This is a genomic window from Actomonas spartinae, assembly GCF_051209155.1.
Classification (GTDB): Bacteria; Verrucomicrobiota; Verrucomicrobiia; order Opitutales; family Opitutaceae; genus Actomonas.
This window is the reverse complement of record NZ_JBPJGB010000001.1, coordinates 1,634,573-1,650,492: the sequence shown is the minus strand read 5'-3', so window position 1 is coordinate 1,650,492 and position 15,920 is coordinate 1,634,573. Positions and strand designations below refer to the sequence as shown.

General features: G+C 64.3%; 12 protein-coding genes. 6 read left to right on the top strand and 6 right to left on the bottom strand.

Annotated elements, in window-relative coordinates:
• Positions 1–29 precede the first annotated feature (29 nt).
• Complete coding sequence (gene hemB / locus AC0MRV_RS06690; RefSeq protein WP_472763666.1) at positions 30–2,084, bottom strand: porphobilinogen synthase; 2,055 nt, start codon at positions 2,082–2,084, stop codon at positions 30–32.
• A gap of 190 nt (positions 2,085–2,274) precedes the next feature.
• Here hemB and cysS point away from each other — a divergent pair, with 190 nt between their 5' ends.
• The 4 genes from cysS (at position 2,275) to thrS (ending at position 8,963) form a co-directional block, all read left to right on the top strand.
• Positions 2,275–3,669 (top strand): cysteine--tRNA ligase, encoded by a 1,395-nt coding sequence (gene cysS / locus AC0MRV_RS06685; protein WP_472763665.1) that lies wholly within the window; start codon positions 2,275–2,277, stop codon positions 3,667–3,669.
• A 151-nt stretch (positions 3,670–3,820) separates the two neighbouring features.
• A complete protein-coding gene (locus AC0MRV_RS06680; protein ID WP_472763664.1) occupies positions 3,821–5,122 on the top strand; it encodes a pyridoxal phosphate-dependent aminotransferase in 1,302 nt (433 codons plus the stop codon).
• Between the two features lie 298 nt (positions 5,123–5,420).
• The gene (locus AC0MRV_RS06675) at positions 5,421–6,833 is read left to right on the top strand and encodes a hypothetical protein (protein WP_472763663.1); all 1,413 of its coding nucleotides are present in this window, start codon (positions 5,421–5,423) and stop codon (positions 6,831–6,833) included.
• Between the two features lie 219 nt (positions 6,834–7,052).
• A complete protein-coding gene (gene thrS, locus AC0MRV_RS06670; protein ID WP_472763662.1) occupies positions 7,053–8,963 on the top strand; it encodes a threonine--tRNA ligase in 1,911 nt (636 codons plus the stop codon).
• Positions 8,964–9,025: 62 nt separating this feature from the next.
• Here thrS and AC0MRV_RS06665 read toward each other — a convergent pair whose 3' ends face one another.
• Together AC0MRV_RS06665 and AC0MRV_RS06660 are read right to left on the bottom strand one after the other, a co-directional pair.
• Positions 9,026–9,322: a hypothetical protein gene (locus tag AC0MRV_RS06665; protein WP_472763661.1), complete on the bottom strand. Its 297-nt coding sequence runs from the start codon at positions 9,320–9,322 to the stop codon at positions 9,026–9,028.
• A gap of 306 nt (positions 9,323–9,628) precedes the next feature.
• On the bottom strand, positions 9,629–10,015 hold the full coding sequence (locus tag AC0MRV_RS06660; RefSeq protein ID WP_472763660.1) for a Dabb family protein: 387 nt from the start codon (positions 10,013–10,015) through the stop codon (positions 9,629–9,631).
• A 268-nt stretch (positions 10,016–10,283) separates the two neighbouring features.
• On the opposite strand from AC0MRV_RS06660, the gene AC0MRV_RS06655 reads away from it, so the two are divergent.
• Positions 10,284–11,399, top strand: a complete 1,116-nt coding sequence (locus AC0MRV_RS06655; protein ID WP_472763659.1) for a LacI family DNA-binding transcriptional regulator — start codon at positions 10,284–10,286, stop codon at positions 11,397–11,399.
• 26 nt (positions 11,400–11,425) lie between these two features.
• On the opposite strand, the gene AC0MRV_RS06650 is transcribed toward AC0MRV_RS06655, so the two are convergent.
• Entirely contained in the window at positions 11,426–13,999 is a 2,574-nt protein-coding gene (locus AC0MRV_RS06650; RefSeq protein WP_472763658.1) for a plastocyanin/azurin family copper-binding protein, read from the bottom strand.
• 110 nt (positions 14,000–14,109) lie between these two features.
• On the opposite strand from AC0MRV_RS06650, the gene AC0MRV_RS06645 reads away from it, so the two are divergent.
• Positions 14,110–14,286: a hypothetical protein gene (locus tag AC0MRV_RS06645; RefSeq protein WP_472763657.1), complete on the top strand. Its 177-nt coding sequence runs from the start codon at positions 14,110–14,112 to the stop codon at positions 14,284–14,286.
• Positions 14,287–14,293: 7 nt separating this feature from the next.
• Here the strand turns inward: AC0MRV_RS06645 and AC0MRV_RS06640 are convergent, their stop codons facing one another.
• Positions 14,294–15,124 carry an urease accessory protein UreD gene (locus AC0MRV_RS06640; protein WP_472763656.1) on the bottom strand — a complete coding sequence of 277 codons (831 nt, stop codon included), beginning with the start codon at positions 15,122–15,124 and terminating at the stop codon, positions 14,294–14,296.
• 162 nt (positions 15,125–15,286) lie between these two features.
• Positions 15,287–15,913, bottom strand: a complete 627-nt coding sequence (gene ureG / locus AC0MRV_RS06635) for an urease accessory protein UreG (protein ID WP_472763655.1) — start codon at positions 15,911–15,913, stop codon at positions 15,287–15,289.
• Between the last annotated feature and the right edge of the window lie 7 nt (positions 15,914–15,920).

Sequence of the window (15,920 nt, the reverse complement as noted above, 5' to 3'; positions counted from 1 at the left end):
GCAAGCCTCCGCACGCGGCCCCGGCACCCTCACTTCAGCGCTTTCGCCATGTCTTTGGCGAAGTAGGTCAGGATGAGGTCGGCGCCGGCGCGCTTGATGGCAAGGAGCGACTCGTGGCGGATCTTCCCGAGGTCGAGCCAGCCCAGTTTGGCGGCGGCGTGGATCTGGGAGTATTCGCCGGAAACCTGGTAAGCGGCGACCGGCTTCGTCGTCGCGTCGCGCACATCGCGGATGATGTCGAGATAAGCACCGGCCGGTTTCACCATGATGAAGTCCGCGCCCTCCTCTTCGTCGAGCGCGGCTTCGTTCAGCGCCTGTCGACGGTTCGCCGGATCGAGCTGATAGGTTGCCTTGCTCAGCAAACGCGTGCCCGCGGCCTGCGCACTGCCCACCGCGTCGCGGAACGGGCCGTAGTAGGCGGAGTTGAACTTCGCCGAATAGGCCATGATCGCCGTCCCCGCAAAGTCATGCGCATCGAGCGCCTCACGGATCGCGCCGACGCGGCCGTCCATCATATCCGACGGCGCCACGATATCGACGCCCGCCTCGGCCTGCAGCACCGCCATCTCGGCCAGGATTTCGACCGTGCGGTCGTTATCCACGTCGTCACCGATGTCGGTCAACACGCCGTCGTGGCCGTGCGTGGTGTAAGGGTCGAGCGCGACGTCGGTGATGACCGCGAGCTCCGGCAGTGCCTTCTTCACCGCCCGCACGGCGCGGAGGATGAGTCCGTCTTCGTCGAGCGCGCCCGTGCCATCGGCGTCCTTCAGCTTCGGGTCGAGCTTCGGAAAAAGCGCCACCGCCCGCACCCCGAGTTTATTGAGCGCCCGACACTCCTTGACTAGGTCCTTGATGTTCAGGCGAAACACGCCCGGCATCGAACCGATCTCCTCGGGCGCCGGCTGACCATCGACCACAAACAGCGGCGCGATGAAATCCTCGGGACGCAGGAACGTTTCCCGCACCATGTCGCGCAGACCGGCGGTGCGGCGCAGGCGACGGGGACGTTCAACGAGATCGAGCAGGGCTTCGTGGGACATGTTTGCCGGTTTACAGGGCCGCGCCGCCAGCGCCACCTCAATTCTTCGAGCCGGCGGAAACAACTCCACCGTCACCCGCTTGCCTTTGCCATTCGGTCGCCCGGCGTAGATGGCCGTCACGCCGGCGAGCGTTGAAGTCGGTGCCCGCGCCGGGGTCGCCACCAGTTCCACCATCAAGGCCGGCGCATTGTTCAGCTCCACCGCAAAGGGCACCACGTAGTTCGCCGCATCCGCTGCCGTGGGACGCAGACGCCGACCATCGAGGTTCATGTTCACGCTGACCTGGCCCAGGCCTTTGATCAGCGCCCACCACGGGATATCCACCACGTCCAATAAAATCTCCTTCAACCCCGGCGTGCGGGCCGCGATCCCGAAGAACTCCACCAGCGCTGGCAGCGACCCCACCACCGCCCGCTCATCGTCAGCAGTGACACCACGCTCCTCCAACCGCGCCCGCGCCGCCGCCGTCTCCTCTTCCGGAAAAGGTTCACCGCGCATGCCGATGCCCACGCGCCCTTCCTCGTCCCGCAAACGCAGGATGGTCGCCGCCGCGCGATCCAATCCCGCCTGCAGGAACTCCACGTTCACCTGAAACCGGGCTTGCTTGGTCTCGGCTCTGGCGATCGCGCGCTCCACCTGCCGTTCGTCGCTCGCCAAGGGTCCCACGATCTGCACCTCCATGATCAAACCCTGCTGGGCAAACGCGTAGCTGCGACCGGTGGAGGTGAAAAGCTGGAAGGGCTCCCCGGTGGCCGCTTTCTCGATGTCCGCCTGCTCCTCCTCAGTGGCCGCGACGACTTCAAACCGGGCCAACCACTGGTCCACATCGTCTCTGTCGCGCATGGAAATCAACACCACACAGTGATCGCCCCACTCCGGTCTCACCCGGTCGGGCGCGTGCGCCACGCCCGCCAGAGACCAGCCGCGTTGCGCCGCCGCCGCGACAATGGCCGGGCCCGGGGCAAACGACTCCGCGTCCGGAAAAACCGGATCCTTCGCCGCCACGTTCAACGCAAGAAAGCTCCACAATAACAGCCGACGCACGCCTCTCTGACGCAGAGACCCGCCATTTGTTCATTTATCGAAAACCCGGCTCGGAATTTCTTTTCGTTTGTTTGCGCCTCGACCGCCCGCTAGCGCGGGAACCTGTCTCGTCGGCCTCCGCTTCGCTCCGTCGTGTTTTGAAATTATTCGTGTTTATTCGTATCCAATCGTGGTTACCTCGTCGTTTCCTATGGCCCTGCAGCTCTTCGATTCTCTGTCCCGCACCATCAAACCCGTCGCGCCCGCCCATGCCGACGGCGTGTATCGTTTCTATAACTGCGGCCCGACCGTCTACGCCGAGGCTCACATCGGCAACTTCCGCACCTTCGTGGTCAACGACCTCATCCGCCGCCTGCTCGAGCTCGAGTTCGGCGCAGACAAGGTGAAGCACGTGCGCAACCTCACCGACGTCGACGACAAGACCATCCGCCGGGCCCGCGAGGAAGGGCGCCCGCTGGGCGAAGTCACCAAGATCTGGACCGACAAATTCCACGCCGACTGCGACGCCCTCAATTGCCTGCGCCCGCACGTCGAACCCGCCGCGACCACCCACATCAAGGAGCAGGTCAACATGATCGAGGTCCTGCTCGAAAAAGGCCACGCCTACCGCGCCGCCGACGGTTCGGTCTACTTCAAGGTGTCCTCGTTTGATGGATACGGCGCGCTCTCCCGGGTGAAGGAACGCGAACTCAAAACCGGCGCCGCCGCCGCCGCCGGCAACACCGGCGCGAAAGACACCACCTCCGTCGATGCCGACGAGAAAGAGGACGGCACCGACTTCGCGTTATGGAAGGCCTGGAAACCGGAGGACGGTGACGTCAAGTGGGACGGCCCGACCGGAGCCTCCGCCGGTCGCCCCGGCTGGCACATCGAGTGCAGCGCCATGGCCAAGAAGCACCTCGACGCCACCATCGACCTGCATACCGGCGGCGAGGACCTGCTCTTCCCCCACCACGAAAACGAGATCGCGCAGAGCGAGTGCTGCAATGGGCAAACCTTCGCCAACCATTGGTATCACAGCCGCCACCTACTCGTGGACGGCGCCAAGATGAGCAAGTCGCTCGGCAACCTCTACACGCTCGATCAGCTCCAAGCCATGGGCCACTCCCCCGCCGCCCTGCGCTACGCCCTGCTCGCCGGCCACCCGCGCAAGCAACTCAACTTCACCCTCGATTCCCTCGGCGCCGCCGCCAAGGCGCTCACCACCCTGCGTAACTTCCGCGCGCAACTCGGCGACCAGTCCGGCGAGGCGTCCGCGTTCGATCCGGTGTTCTCTGCGCTCGGCGATGATCTGAACACCCCGGCTGCCCTCGGCGCCCTCTTCAGCATCGTCAATCGCGGCCCTGCCGGCATCGACGCAGCGACCTTCGACCGCGTGATCACCGCCTTCGGCTTCGACCTGACCGAACCGGAAAAGCCCAGCCTCGACATCCCCGCCGAAGTCGCCGCCCTCGCCGAAAAACGCTGGGCGGCCAAGCAGGCCAAAGATTGGGGCACCGCCGACGCGCTGCGCGGTGACATCACCGCCGCCGGCTGGACCATGAAGGACCGCAAGGACGGCTACGACCTTGAGCCGGCGAAGTGAAATTGGACGCGCACCGTCCGCCGTTTGAGACTGCCAAGGTTAGGATTTAGGATTTCCGCACGCCCCGCGCGCGGCATGGCATCAACGATGCTCTCGCAGCGTGACCGAGCCACGACGGCTCCGGTCGCCTCATCGCTGACAACCGACCGCCGTGAAGCAGAACCTTGTGCTCAATCCGCACGTCACCGGGCTGAAGGAGTCCTCCACCCTCGCCATCAACATGCGGGCCAACGCCCTCCGCCGCTCCGGTCGCCAGATCGCGCACTTCGGGTTCGGCCAGTCGCCCTTCCCGGTCCCCGACGTTTTGCAAGAGGCCCTGCGTGCCAATGTTCACCACAGCGCCTACCTGCCCACCCAGGGTCTGCCGGAACTGCGTGAGGCCGTGGTCGACTTTTACGCCGAGCACTTCGACTACCCCCACTTCCACCCCGATCTCACCTTCATCGGCCCCGGCAGCAAGGAGTTGTTGTTTCAACTCATCTACCTGCTCGAAGGCCCGCTGCTCGTGCCCGCGCCGAGTTGGGTCAGCTACGGCCCGCAGGCCTACCTGCGCGGCAAACCGGTCGTGCGCCTGCCCACCCGTCGAGACAACGGTTACAAGCTCACCGCCGAAAGCCTTGATGCGGTGTGCGACGAGCTCGGTCACGGCCCCAAACTGCTCGTTCTCAACAATCCCAACAATCCGACCGGCGCCGTCTACACCGACGCCGAGTGTCGCGACTTGGCCGAGATCTGCCGTGCCTACGGCATCATCGTGTTGTGCGACGAGATCTACGCCAAACTCGACTTCACCTGCACCCCGCAAGCCAGCATTGCCCGCTACTACCCGGAGGGCTGCATCATCTCGGGCGGTCTTTCCAAGGTTTTCGCCGCCGGCGGCTATCGGCTTGGCGTCATGATGTTGCCCGCCGAACTCGCCGCTCTCCGCGCACCGCTTGTCTCGCTCATCAGCGAAACCTTCTCCGCTGTCAGCGCGCCCACCCAATACGCCGCGCTCACCGCCTACCGCGACTTCGCCTCGCTCCGGCCGTTTGTGGAAAAAACCCGTGGCATCCATCAGACCGTGTGCCGCTACGTGCATCGCCGCCTCACCGCCGCCGGACTCGCCTGCCCGCGCCCCGATGGTGGCTTCTACCTTTTCCCCGACTTCAACGCGCAACGTGAGGCCCTGCGCACCCAAGGCATCCTGACCTCGCCGCACCTGGCCGAAGCCCTGCTCGAACCTCATGGCGTCGCGGCGCTGCCGGGCTCGGACTTCTACCTGCCGGCCTCCTACCTCGGCCTGCGCATTTCACCCGTCGACTACGACGGTTCCGCTGCGCTCGCGGCGACCGCCGATCCTGCCTCGATCGATGTGCACGCGCACCCCGTTTTCCGGCACATCCGCTTTGGTTGTGACCAGATGGCCGCTTTCGCCGCGCAACTGACCGCGCAACTGCCTCAGGCGGTTTGAGTCGCCAAACGCGGCCAACTGGCCCCGCGCATCCATAAACGGTGTTTCTAGAACGCCGTATCACCTTGTTGCGCAATTGTTTCCTTACTCAGGCTGCACCTGGGTTGACATCCCCTCCGATCGCCCCGGCAATGAGGCCCCCATTTTAACCCGGGCCTGAGGATGCCTTCCGGTGGTATTCCTCAGCCGAGACGCAAAACCCTCTCGCGATGTTGCTCATCGCACTCCGCGTCTCCCGCCCGATCCGAGCCAAACCTCCGATCCTTTACCCCGCGGGATCGCCAACGAAGGAACATCCATGAACCAGCCCAACAACCAGCCCACGCGAGCCGACTCCACTCCTCCGTTTTCCGCCGACATCGAACACCCGAGCGAGGCGCAGCGTAAACTTACCTTCCTGTCCCAAGTGAACTCCCCGCGCCACGATCGCGGCGGCGTCAGCGGACTCAAGCGCTACGCCGAGGGCAAAGTCGACGCGGCCTCCGGCCAACTCTACTCCACGGCCGAAGCCCGCAAGCTCATCGAGCTCGGCATTGAGGACCGCATGAAGGTCAAGATCAGCGACCACTACAACGCCCTCGTCACGGGCGACTCCGGCATGCCGCCCAGCGTCGCCTTGCGTAACCTCGTCACGGCCCGCGACGAAGAGGTGAAGGACCTCTCCGGCGAGATCGATCCCTCCAACCAGCTTTCCTACAGCCCCGCGCCCGGCATCCTGCACAAATACGAAATGGCCCTGCTCTACGTCGTGAAGACTTGCAGCGCCCACTGTCGTTATTGCTACCGCCTCGATTTGTTCACCGGTAAGTCCGGCAAACCGCTCGCGCAAATCGATGCCGTGCGCGCCTACATCGACGAGCACAACGAGGCCGCCAACGCCAACAACGGTTTCCACCCCACGACCGGCCGGCCCGTGCTGCGCGAGGTGCTGCTGTCCGGCGGCGATCCCATGGTGCTCAGCAACAGCAAACTCGCCGCCTGGCTTGTCGAGCTCGCCGAAGCCGGTATCTCCACCATCCGCATTGGCACCAAGGAACTCGCGTTCTTCCCGCATCGTTTCGACGACGATTTCTTCAGCATGCTCGACGCCTTCAACGAGGCCTACCCCAACGTGCGCCTCGTCTTCGCGGTGCACTTCACCCACCCGGATGAGTTTCTCTTCCGCGACGAGGAGGGCGCCTACGTTTCCGCCGAAAATCACAACCGCCACATGTGGCTCGCACCGGTGGAAAACGCCGTCGAACAGCTCACCCGCCGTCGCCACTTCATCTCGCTCGAAAACCAGACCCCGATCATCCGCGACGTGAACGACGACGCCCATCTGCTCAAGATCCTCCAGCAGGAGCTCTACGCCCACGGCATCGGTAACCACTATTATTTCCAGTGCCGCCAGATCGAGGGTCACAAGGCCTTCGCCGTGCCGGTCGAGGAATGCTGGCAACTCTTCACCGACTCCCAGCGCCACCTTTCCGGCGTCGAAGCCCACGCCCGTTTCGTCATGTCGACCGAGCAAGGCAAGGTCGAGGTCTGCGGCGTATCGGGCGATGCCTCGGACGGCTACGTGGTCTTCAAATGGCACCGTAACCCCGGCGCGGCCGACCAACGCGGCCACATTGCCATCGCCCGTCGCAACCCACAGGCGCTTTGGATTCACGACTACCAAGACCGCGTGTTCCAAGACCCTGAGGGCCTCATCGGTTCGACGGAATAGGGTCCCCCGGGTGGACGCCGACCTTCGGACGTCGTCTCCCTTGCCTCTCGGCCTTCCAACCACAACCGCGTCCGGAGGTCGCGGTCCACCTTTTCGTGCCTTGCCCGTGGTCCGTGGGCCAAAAATAAGACGTGCCACGCCCTCCCCGTTCGTGGTTAAACGACCGTTTCCCATCCACAGGACCGACAACCGTAGGCCGGTCCGCAACCCAACATCGCCATGTCCGCCATGACTCCGCTCGAAGAAATGCGCCACTCGTGCTCCCACGTGCTGGCCACCGCCGTTCTGCGCCTCTTCCCCGAGGCCAAACTCGATATCGGTCCGCCCACCGACACCGGTTTCTATTACGACTTCGATCTGGATCACAAATTCACCACCGAGGATCTCGAGAAGATCGAGGCCGAGATGGCCAAGGTGATTAAGGAAAACCAACCCTTCCGCCGCCGCGAGGTGTCGCGCGACGAGGCCATCGAGATCATCAAGGGCCGCGGTCAAGAGGCCTACAAACTCGGCCGTCTCGACGACATCCCCGAGGGCGAGGCCATCTCCTTCTACGAGAACGGCGAGTTCATGGATCTCTGCGCCGGCTCGCACGTGCGCTACACCAAGCAGATCAAGGCCTTCAAACTTCTCTCCATTGCCGGCGCCTACCATCGCGGCGACGAAAAGAACAAGCAGCTCCAGCGCATTTACGGCACCGCCTTTCCGTCCAAAGACGAGCTCGCCGCATACCTCGAGCGCCTCGAGCAGGCCAAGGCCCGCGACCACCGCAAGATCGGCAAGGACCTCAAACTCTTCGTCATCGACGAGGACGTCGGCCAGGGCCTCATCCTCTGGACGCCCGCCGGTTCCATCATCCGCCAGGAACTCCAGACCTTCATCGGCGACGAGCTCCGCAAGCAGGGTTACCACCAGGTCTTCACGCCGCACATCGGCAAGCTCGCCCTCTACAAGACCTCCGGCCACTTCCCCTACTACAAGGAGTCGCAGTTCCCCGCCATCCCCGAGCCCGACGATCTCGAACGCGTCGCCACCGAGGGTTGCTCCTGCGCCGAACTCACCGCCCGCCTCGAAGCCGTCTCGCCGCACTTTGCCAGCGAGATCAATCGCCGCACCGGCCGCGAGACGATCGGCGCCGAGCGCACGATGGATCCAACCAAGCTCCTCGACGGTTTCATGCTGAAGCCGATGAACTGCCCGCATCACATCAAGATCTTCGCCTCGCAGCCGCACTCCTACCGCGATCTCCCGCTGCGCCTCGCGGAGTTCGGCACCGTCTACCGCTGGGAACAGTCCGGCGAGCTCAACGGCATGACCCGCGTGCGCGGCTTCACCCAGGACGACGCCCACCTCTTCTGCACCGAGGACCAGGTCGCCGCCGAGGTGCAGGGCTGCCTCTCCCTTGTGAAGATCGTGCTCACCACGCTCGGCATGTCCGACTACCGCGTGCGCGTCGGTCTGCGTGATCCCGACTCCGACAAATACGCCGGTGACGCCGCCGTGTGGGACAAGGCCGAGGAGGCCTGCCGCAACGCCGCCCAAACCCTCGGCGTGCCCTTCACCGAGGAGCCCGGCGAGGCCGCGTTCTACGGCCCCAAGATCGACTTCGTGGTCAAGGACGTCATCGGCCGCGAGTGGCAACTCGGCACCGTGCAGGTCGACTACAATCTGCCCGTGCGCTTCGACCTCTCCTACATCGGCTCCGACAACAAACCGCACCGCCCGGTCATGATCCACCGCGCCCCCTTTGGCTCGATGGAGCGTTTCTGCGGCGTGCTCATTGAGCACTTCGGCGGCAACTTCCCGGTCTGGCTCGCGCCCGAGCAGGTGCGCCTGCTCCCGATCTCGGAGAAGACCCTCGATTACGGTCGCGACCTCGTCGCCCAGCTCAAGGCCGCCGGCGTGCGCGCCGTGCTCGACGAACAGAGCGACAAGCTCGGCGCCAAGATCCGTCGGGCCGAGTTGGACAAGGTGCCGCACACGCTCGTGCTCGGTGGCAAGGAAGCCGAAGCGCAGGCCGTCTCCGTCCGCACCCGCGGCGCCGGCGACCGTGGCACGATGCCGTTCACGGAATACCTCGCCTCGCTGAAGGAAGAGATCGCCACCCGCGCTCTGCCCTCCCGCGGCTAAGCTCTGGAATTTCGCCCCTCACCACGCAACGCGGCTTCCCTTTCGGAGGCCGCGTTTTCGTTTCATCGCACCGGCACTTTGGCGTGTTGCAGGAGCCAAGCCCGGGCTTCCCGACGGCTGCGGAAGAGCTGGAAATCCCACTGGGCGCGGGGCGCGTGCAATTGATACATCCGCGCCAAACCAAAGCCGACCGGGTCGTCCGTCACAATCGCGATTTGGCGACCGGGGAACCGTTGCGAGATCTCTTCATCCAGTCGCGCCGTCGAACGGATCGCTTCACTGGTGAGTTCAAATTTTGAGACCATCGACATGTCGCAGAGCTGGCGATGGATGGTCATGAAACGCGGGTCCGCGTGCATGTCTCGATGGGCCCCGATCAAATCTTCATCCGAGAAAATGCCCGAGTAATTCGTCAGGCATTCGTCTGTTTCCCATGTCAATTTGTAGGCCATCGAAGGGGTGGATAGGGAGTCTTACCTACCATGCGCAAAACTGGGAAATACGTATCGAAGTTCTACTTAGCATGATCACACCACCCTGTCGCCAGCGTCTTGCATTTTTTCCCTGTGGATCGGTGCCACCTGTCCCCAAAAAAAACGGCCCCGTAACCGGAGCCGTTTTGAAACGTGGTCGCGGGTGAGACCCCGCGTGAACGAGCAGAACAATCAGTTGGTGATGTCGAACGTCGTGCTGCCCGCGCGCGCCGGGTAGTAGGACGCATACCAATTCTTCTGCGCCTGGCTGCCGGCGTAGTCTTCCAGCGCTTTTTCGCTCTTGAACTCCATCACGAACGCATAGGTGCGCTCGCCCTGAGCCTTGATGCAGCGAGTCCAGACGCGGCTGATGCCGTCATACTCCTTGGCGAGGGTGTGCACGCCATCGAGCGCCGCTTTGATCTGCGCCTCTGTGGCATCGGCTTTCCAAGAAACGGTGACCACGTGGATGACCGACTTGGGCGCCATGGCGTCGCCTTCATGGTGGTTGGCGACCGCCGTGGAGGCGGCAAAACCGAGGGCGAGGAAGGTGCAGAGAACTGTGACGAATTTCTTCATGGGGATATGCGAAGGGTTGAGGTGAAGGGGACGGGCGAAGCTCACGGCACCGCCCAAACGCCGCGACCGAAACCGGGACGGCACGCGAACGTGGTGCAGGTCACGCGCAAATGAAAGTCGGTTGGTCATTTTGCGTTCACCAAGCACTGGTGGCCTTTCGCGCACCGCCGCCTGCTTGACCTTGAAAACTTCCAAAGGCGGCAAATTTACCGTGGTCAAACCTCAGTTAACGTCTATAGAACGTTCACCTGTCGCGAACCCCTTCCCCATGCGCCGCCGATCCGATACCCCATCCCTCGCCCGAATTGCCGAAGAAGCCGGCGTCTCCCGTGCCGCCGTCTCGATGGCCCTGCGCCACCACCCGCGCATCCCGATCGCCACCCGCGAACGCATCGAGGCCATCGCCAAGCGCCTCGGCTGGAAACCCAACCCGCTGCTCGCCGAGGCCATGAGCGCGATCCGCGCCGGCCAACCGCCCGCCGACCGCGTCACCCTCGCTTGGGTCACGACGTTCCCGGAGCGCGACGGCTGGCGAAACATCCATTTCTTTTCGCGCGTGCACGACGGCGCCGATGCCCGCGCCGCCCGCGCGGGCTACAAGCTCGAGCATTTCTGGCTGGGCGACGCGCGCGGCAATGTCTCACGCCTCAGCGACATCCTCTACAACCGCGGTATCAATGGCGTCATCCTCGCGCCCATGGCCGAGCCGGGACCGATGAACATGGCGTGGAAACATTTCGCCGCCGCCACCGTCGGCTTCTCCGTCACTTCTCCGCGACTGCACCGGGTGACCGACAACCACACGGCTTCGGTCCGGGTCGGAATCACGCGCCTCCGCGGCGCCGGGTTCAAGCGCATCGGCTTCGCCCTCTCCGGCAACTTCGACCGCCGCGTCAACGGGCTCTGGGGGGCAGGTTACCTGTGGCAAATGCACGAGTTCGGTGAATTCAAGGAGGAGCTGCTCCATCGTCCGCCCGAGCTCGACGAGACCGCCTTCGTCCGCTGGGTGCGCGAAACCAAACCCGACGCCATCATCAGCGTCGATCGTCGCATCCCGGAATGGTTGTCCGGCGCCGGCATTCGCGTCCCGCGCGACATCGCTTATGTCAACTTGGACATCCCTGCTCCCGACGGCTCGATCGCCGGCGTCTACCAGGACCCGGAAAGCATCGGCGCCGCCTGTGTCGACATGGTCGCCGGCCAACTTCTCCGCCACGAACGGGGTCTGCCAGAGAAGCCGCGCACCGTGATCATCGACGGCCGCTGGGTCGACGGCGCCACCGCGCCGGCCTGCGACCCGGAAAGCGACGCCGCCAAGGAAGCCGACACCCTGCTCTGCAACCTCGGCAACTTCCCCGAGCTCCTGCCCAGCGCGTTCGACTGAGTTGCCGAACGGCTGTCCGAATCAGTTCAAAAATCCTGCGGACCACCCACCCCCCGCACCCCACCTTCCGGCAAGGTCGGCTCGCGGCGTGGACGCGTTTCGACTTCCACCGGCGGCGGCGGCGGCGGGGTGTTGCCACCGCGCAGCCGGTTGAGCGTGTAGACGATCCACTCATTCACTAGCGGATGGCCGGTCACGCTGCGCACCCCGGATATCCGGAAGTCATAGATCCTCCACGGTGTCAGATCCGCCAGGGTGACCCGCACCGTGCGCCCGTCGGGCTGCAACGCAACGGCGCTCACGCCGACGTCGCGCCGGTCCATCTTCGGCGAACCATAGTTTTCGTGGTAGTTGTAGAAATAGCTCTCCACCGTCCAGGCCGTCGGATCGCCTATGCTCGCCGGATCGACCGGCCGGGTGAAGCGCAGGTCAAAACCCGTCTCGGTCAGCGTCATCGCCTCGACCTCCATCGGCACCACCCCGCGCCACGTGAGCTGCTGCAATCCGCTCTCGCCCACCCACGCCTCATGTTTGGTCTGACCGATCCACAGGCTGCCGTCCGGCGACCACGCCAGCCGGTTGTTGCCGAAGTGCAATCCATTCCCGTCAAAGAACGGCGTCACCGCGCCCTGCAACTCACCGTCGACCTCCTCCATCATCACGCGCATGAGCCGACGGTGGTTCATCTCACCGATGAACATCTGGCCACCAAACGGCCCAAAGGCCCCGCCGGTTTCGTCCCACCGCGGCTCGGTCGGCGAGTTCGACATGTCCCCGTAAGGAAACACCACCGCGGCCCGGGTGCGCCGCGCATCGAGTTCGGCCGGCGGCGTATCCAGCGGTTGCTTACCAGCGAATTCCGGATGCCAGGACAACGGCGCCACGTGGCCATAGAAACCACCTTCGCGAATGTGAAAGATCGCGCTGGCCCCAACCCAATCACCCTGGTTGTCGATGCAGAAGAGGCGCCCGGCCGGATCAATCCCGAGGCCGTTTGGTTCGCGGAAGCCCACCGCCCAAGGCTGCGTTTTTCCCTCCGGTGACACGCGCAGGATCCAGCCGCGGTAGGGCACCGGCGAATTCATCCGCCCCCAGGCGCCGAACTCGCTGTAGAAGCCCCGCACTTCATTCGTCAGCGGCTGACCGTAGTGCGAACCTGTGCCGAGACTGTAGTAAAGGTTGCCCGCCGGATCCCGCACCGGACCAAAGGCAAACTCCGCATAGTTGCCTGACACCCCGAAGGCGTCCGACACCGTGACAAACGCGTCGGCCTTGCCATCTCCGTCCCGATCCTGCACCCGCGTGAGCTCCGGTCGCTGCATCATCAGCACCGAGCCGTCGCTTTCCGGCAGCAACCCGAGCGGAGTGTGCACGCCGTCCGCAAACAGGGTCCATGCTTCGGAGTGGAAATCGTAGGTGTAGAGTCGACTCAAAGACGCCGCGATCATCATGCGGCCGTCCGGCAGGAAGGCCACGGCGTCCGCGCTGAACTCGCCTGCCGGCAGCGCCATCGATTCCAATCGATAGTAGTCCCGCATGCTCACCGGCAGCCCGGTGCGCAGCTCGACTTTAAACGACCGCGCCTCCTCACCGCGAAAAACCAGCGCGTCCCCCGACACGGTCCCCGAGGCCGATCGCCAGGCTGCCCCGCCGGTTATGAACCCCACGGCCCGGCCGGCCGCCTCCACGGCAAAGTGCCGCACCAACATTCCGCCCACCGCCTCGACACGCTCGCTTACGGCCGCTCCGTCGACCGTGTAGTGAAAAGTCGGCACCCCGTGCGCATCCAAGTCGTAACCCCGAAAAGCCAACTCCCGCGGGGCGGCGGCACGATCATCGCCGATACGCAGCGGATACCCGTGTTCCTCCCGGTAAAAAACCTCCCCCTCCAGTCGCATCGGCTGACGGTAGACCGGCTCCGCGAACCCGCCGTGCCAGGCGTAGCGCAAACGCACCGCGCCCGCGTCCCAACAAAATGAATACCCGTTGCCCAGATAAACCGCGATGCTCGCCGGTCCCGCGTCCGGCATGAAGGCTCGCACCACCCGCACCGTATCATCAAACACCCCTTCCGCCGCTTGATGGACATGCGCCGGCGGCGGCACCTCCACAAACTCCTCTTCCGGCTCGGGCTGGGGCAGCTCCAGATTCGTCGGCACCGGATCGGCCGTGACCCGGCTCACATGCATTGTGCCATACATCACGAATCCATGTCCCGGATACGTGCACACATAGGGATACGCGCCCTCGGTCGCCGGCGCCGTAAAGGCCAGCGTCACGCTCTCACCACTTGGCACCACCGCCGTATGCCAGAGCACCTGCGGCGAGTCCGGCACGTAATGCCTTTCCGCCCCACCCGGCCCCAGGGCCGTCGCCGCCGCCACGACGGCCTCCCGCGCCCCCGGTTGCGTGATGACCAGGTTGTGCTCCATGTCGTCATCATTGGCGAAGACGATCTCCACCGGCTCCCCCGGCGCCACCGTGAACTCGCTCACGTCATACCGCAGCCCCGGCAAGGTGCTCAGCCGAATGCTGGTGACTGCGACCAAGGACACGGCGCCGAGACCAAACAAAACAAGGATCGCGAGGATTCGGGCCATCCGGCCATGCTTTGGCCCCGCGCAGCGGAGGCAAAACGTATCGACGTGCTCCGTTAACCGCAAAGGAGCTGGCCCAAGTGGTCCACAATCTGCTGAATCCCAACCTACCCATGAAACGCTTCGCCATCGCCGCTCTCGCACTCGTCACCCCCATGATCGCGTCCGCCCACCCGGGGCATCCGGGCCATGATTTTGAATGGGGCTACACGCCGGTCATCACCGGCTGTTTGGTGCTCGTCGGCTTGTTTGTGACCGGCGTGGTGCTGCGCCGCCGCACGTCGCGGTAGTGGCCGGTCAAACCCGCCGGAGGCTGCAGTTCAGCTCGGGCTGAATCGCCGCCAGCCGTTGCCGCACCTCGCGGATCGAGTCGCGCAGAGCCAGGTTGTTGGCCGCGACCCACCGCAACGACCAGACCCGCGGTCCCACTTCCGTGGCGCCAAACCAGCAGGCCTCGGTGTGCGCGGCGCGAACCTTTTCGAGCAGCGATGTCTCGATGGGCAAGTCACCCGGCGCCACCCAAATCGCATTGGCAAAACAGGAACTCGCTCCGGTGCCCGCCGCGTCGGCCATGGCCCGCAGACTGCCACCACTCTGCTCCAAACGTTCCCGTAACACCAGCTTCCCCGCCACCCGCACATCGAGGTTCAGCACGAGGCGCTCCCAGGCCCAGGCTTCACCGTGCCCCAGGCGACCGGGCATGAGTTGATCGACGAAGAACGCTCCCGCTCCGGCCGCGAGGTCCAGCCGGGTTTCTTGTTTATAAACCGACTGTCGATGTGGCACCAACGGCTCGGGCAACATCTCGAGCCACCCCCCGGCGGCGACCGCAAAGTCCTGGCGGCACCTCGCTTCACCGGTGTTCATGGCATACACCCGACTCGCGCTCGGAGTGGTGACGAGCAACTTCGCGCCCTCGTCGATGGCGATCTCCAGCCGCAATGCATCGCCGGCCAAAATCCCCGCCGTCGGATTCGCCACCTGCACGTGCAACACACCGGTATCGTGATCCGCGTAGGCCTTGCCCACGTGATAAGGCACCCGAAATGACTGGTGCGCCAGCACCGTGCGACCATCCGCCCGCGCCTCCGCCCGCAACTCCAAATGCCCCTGTAGTGCAACGCTCATGACACCGTGTTTCTAACCACGTCTACGAACAAAGTGAGTGGTATGACATGGACACGAATGGGCTCCACTACCGTTCCGCCCCACTCCGAGATTCCTGCCATCGAGGGCAGTGCGTAGCCGGTAGGCGAAGCCATTCGTGTCCATTCGTGGTTAAAAAAAGTTTCAGTGCTTTGCCTGTTGCGCGAAGAGCACCTCGTGTTCGATCCACGCGATGACGGCCTCGAGGTTGTGTTCGCGTTTGAGATCACAGAACACGAACGGGCGTTCGCCGCGTTGCACCTTGGCGTCGCGGTCCATCACGTCGAGGTCGGCGCCAACCAGCGGGGCGAGGTCGATTTTGTTGATGATGAGCAGGTCGCTGAAGCGCACCGCCGGGCCGCCCTTGCGCGGAATCTTGTCCCCTTCGGCCACGTCGATCACGTAGATGAACGCGTCCACCAACTCCGGCGAGAACGTGGCCGAGAGGTTGTCGCCGCCACTTTCCACCAACACCAGCTGCAGGTCGGGGATCGATGCCTCCAACGCCTGCACCGCCTGCTCGTTCATCGTGGTGTCGTCCCGGATGGCGGTGTGCGGACAGCCGCCCGTCTCCACCCCGGCGATACGCTCGGCCGGCAAGGCGCCCGAGCGCGTGAGATACTGCGCATCCTCCTGCGTGTAGATGTCATTGGTCACCACCGCCATGGAGTAACGCTCACGCAGCGCGCGACAGAGTTTCAGGCAAAGCATCGTCTTGCCGGAACCAACCGGGCCACCAATGCCAATTCGAGGGGGGCGTATCTTCGTCATGTTTGTG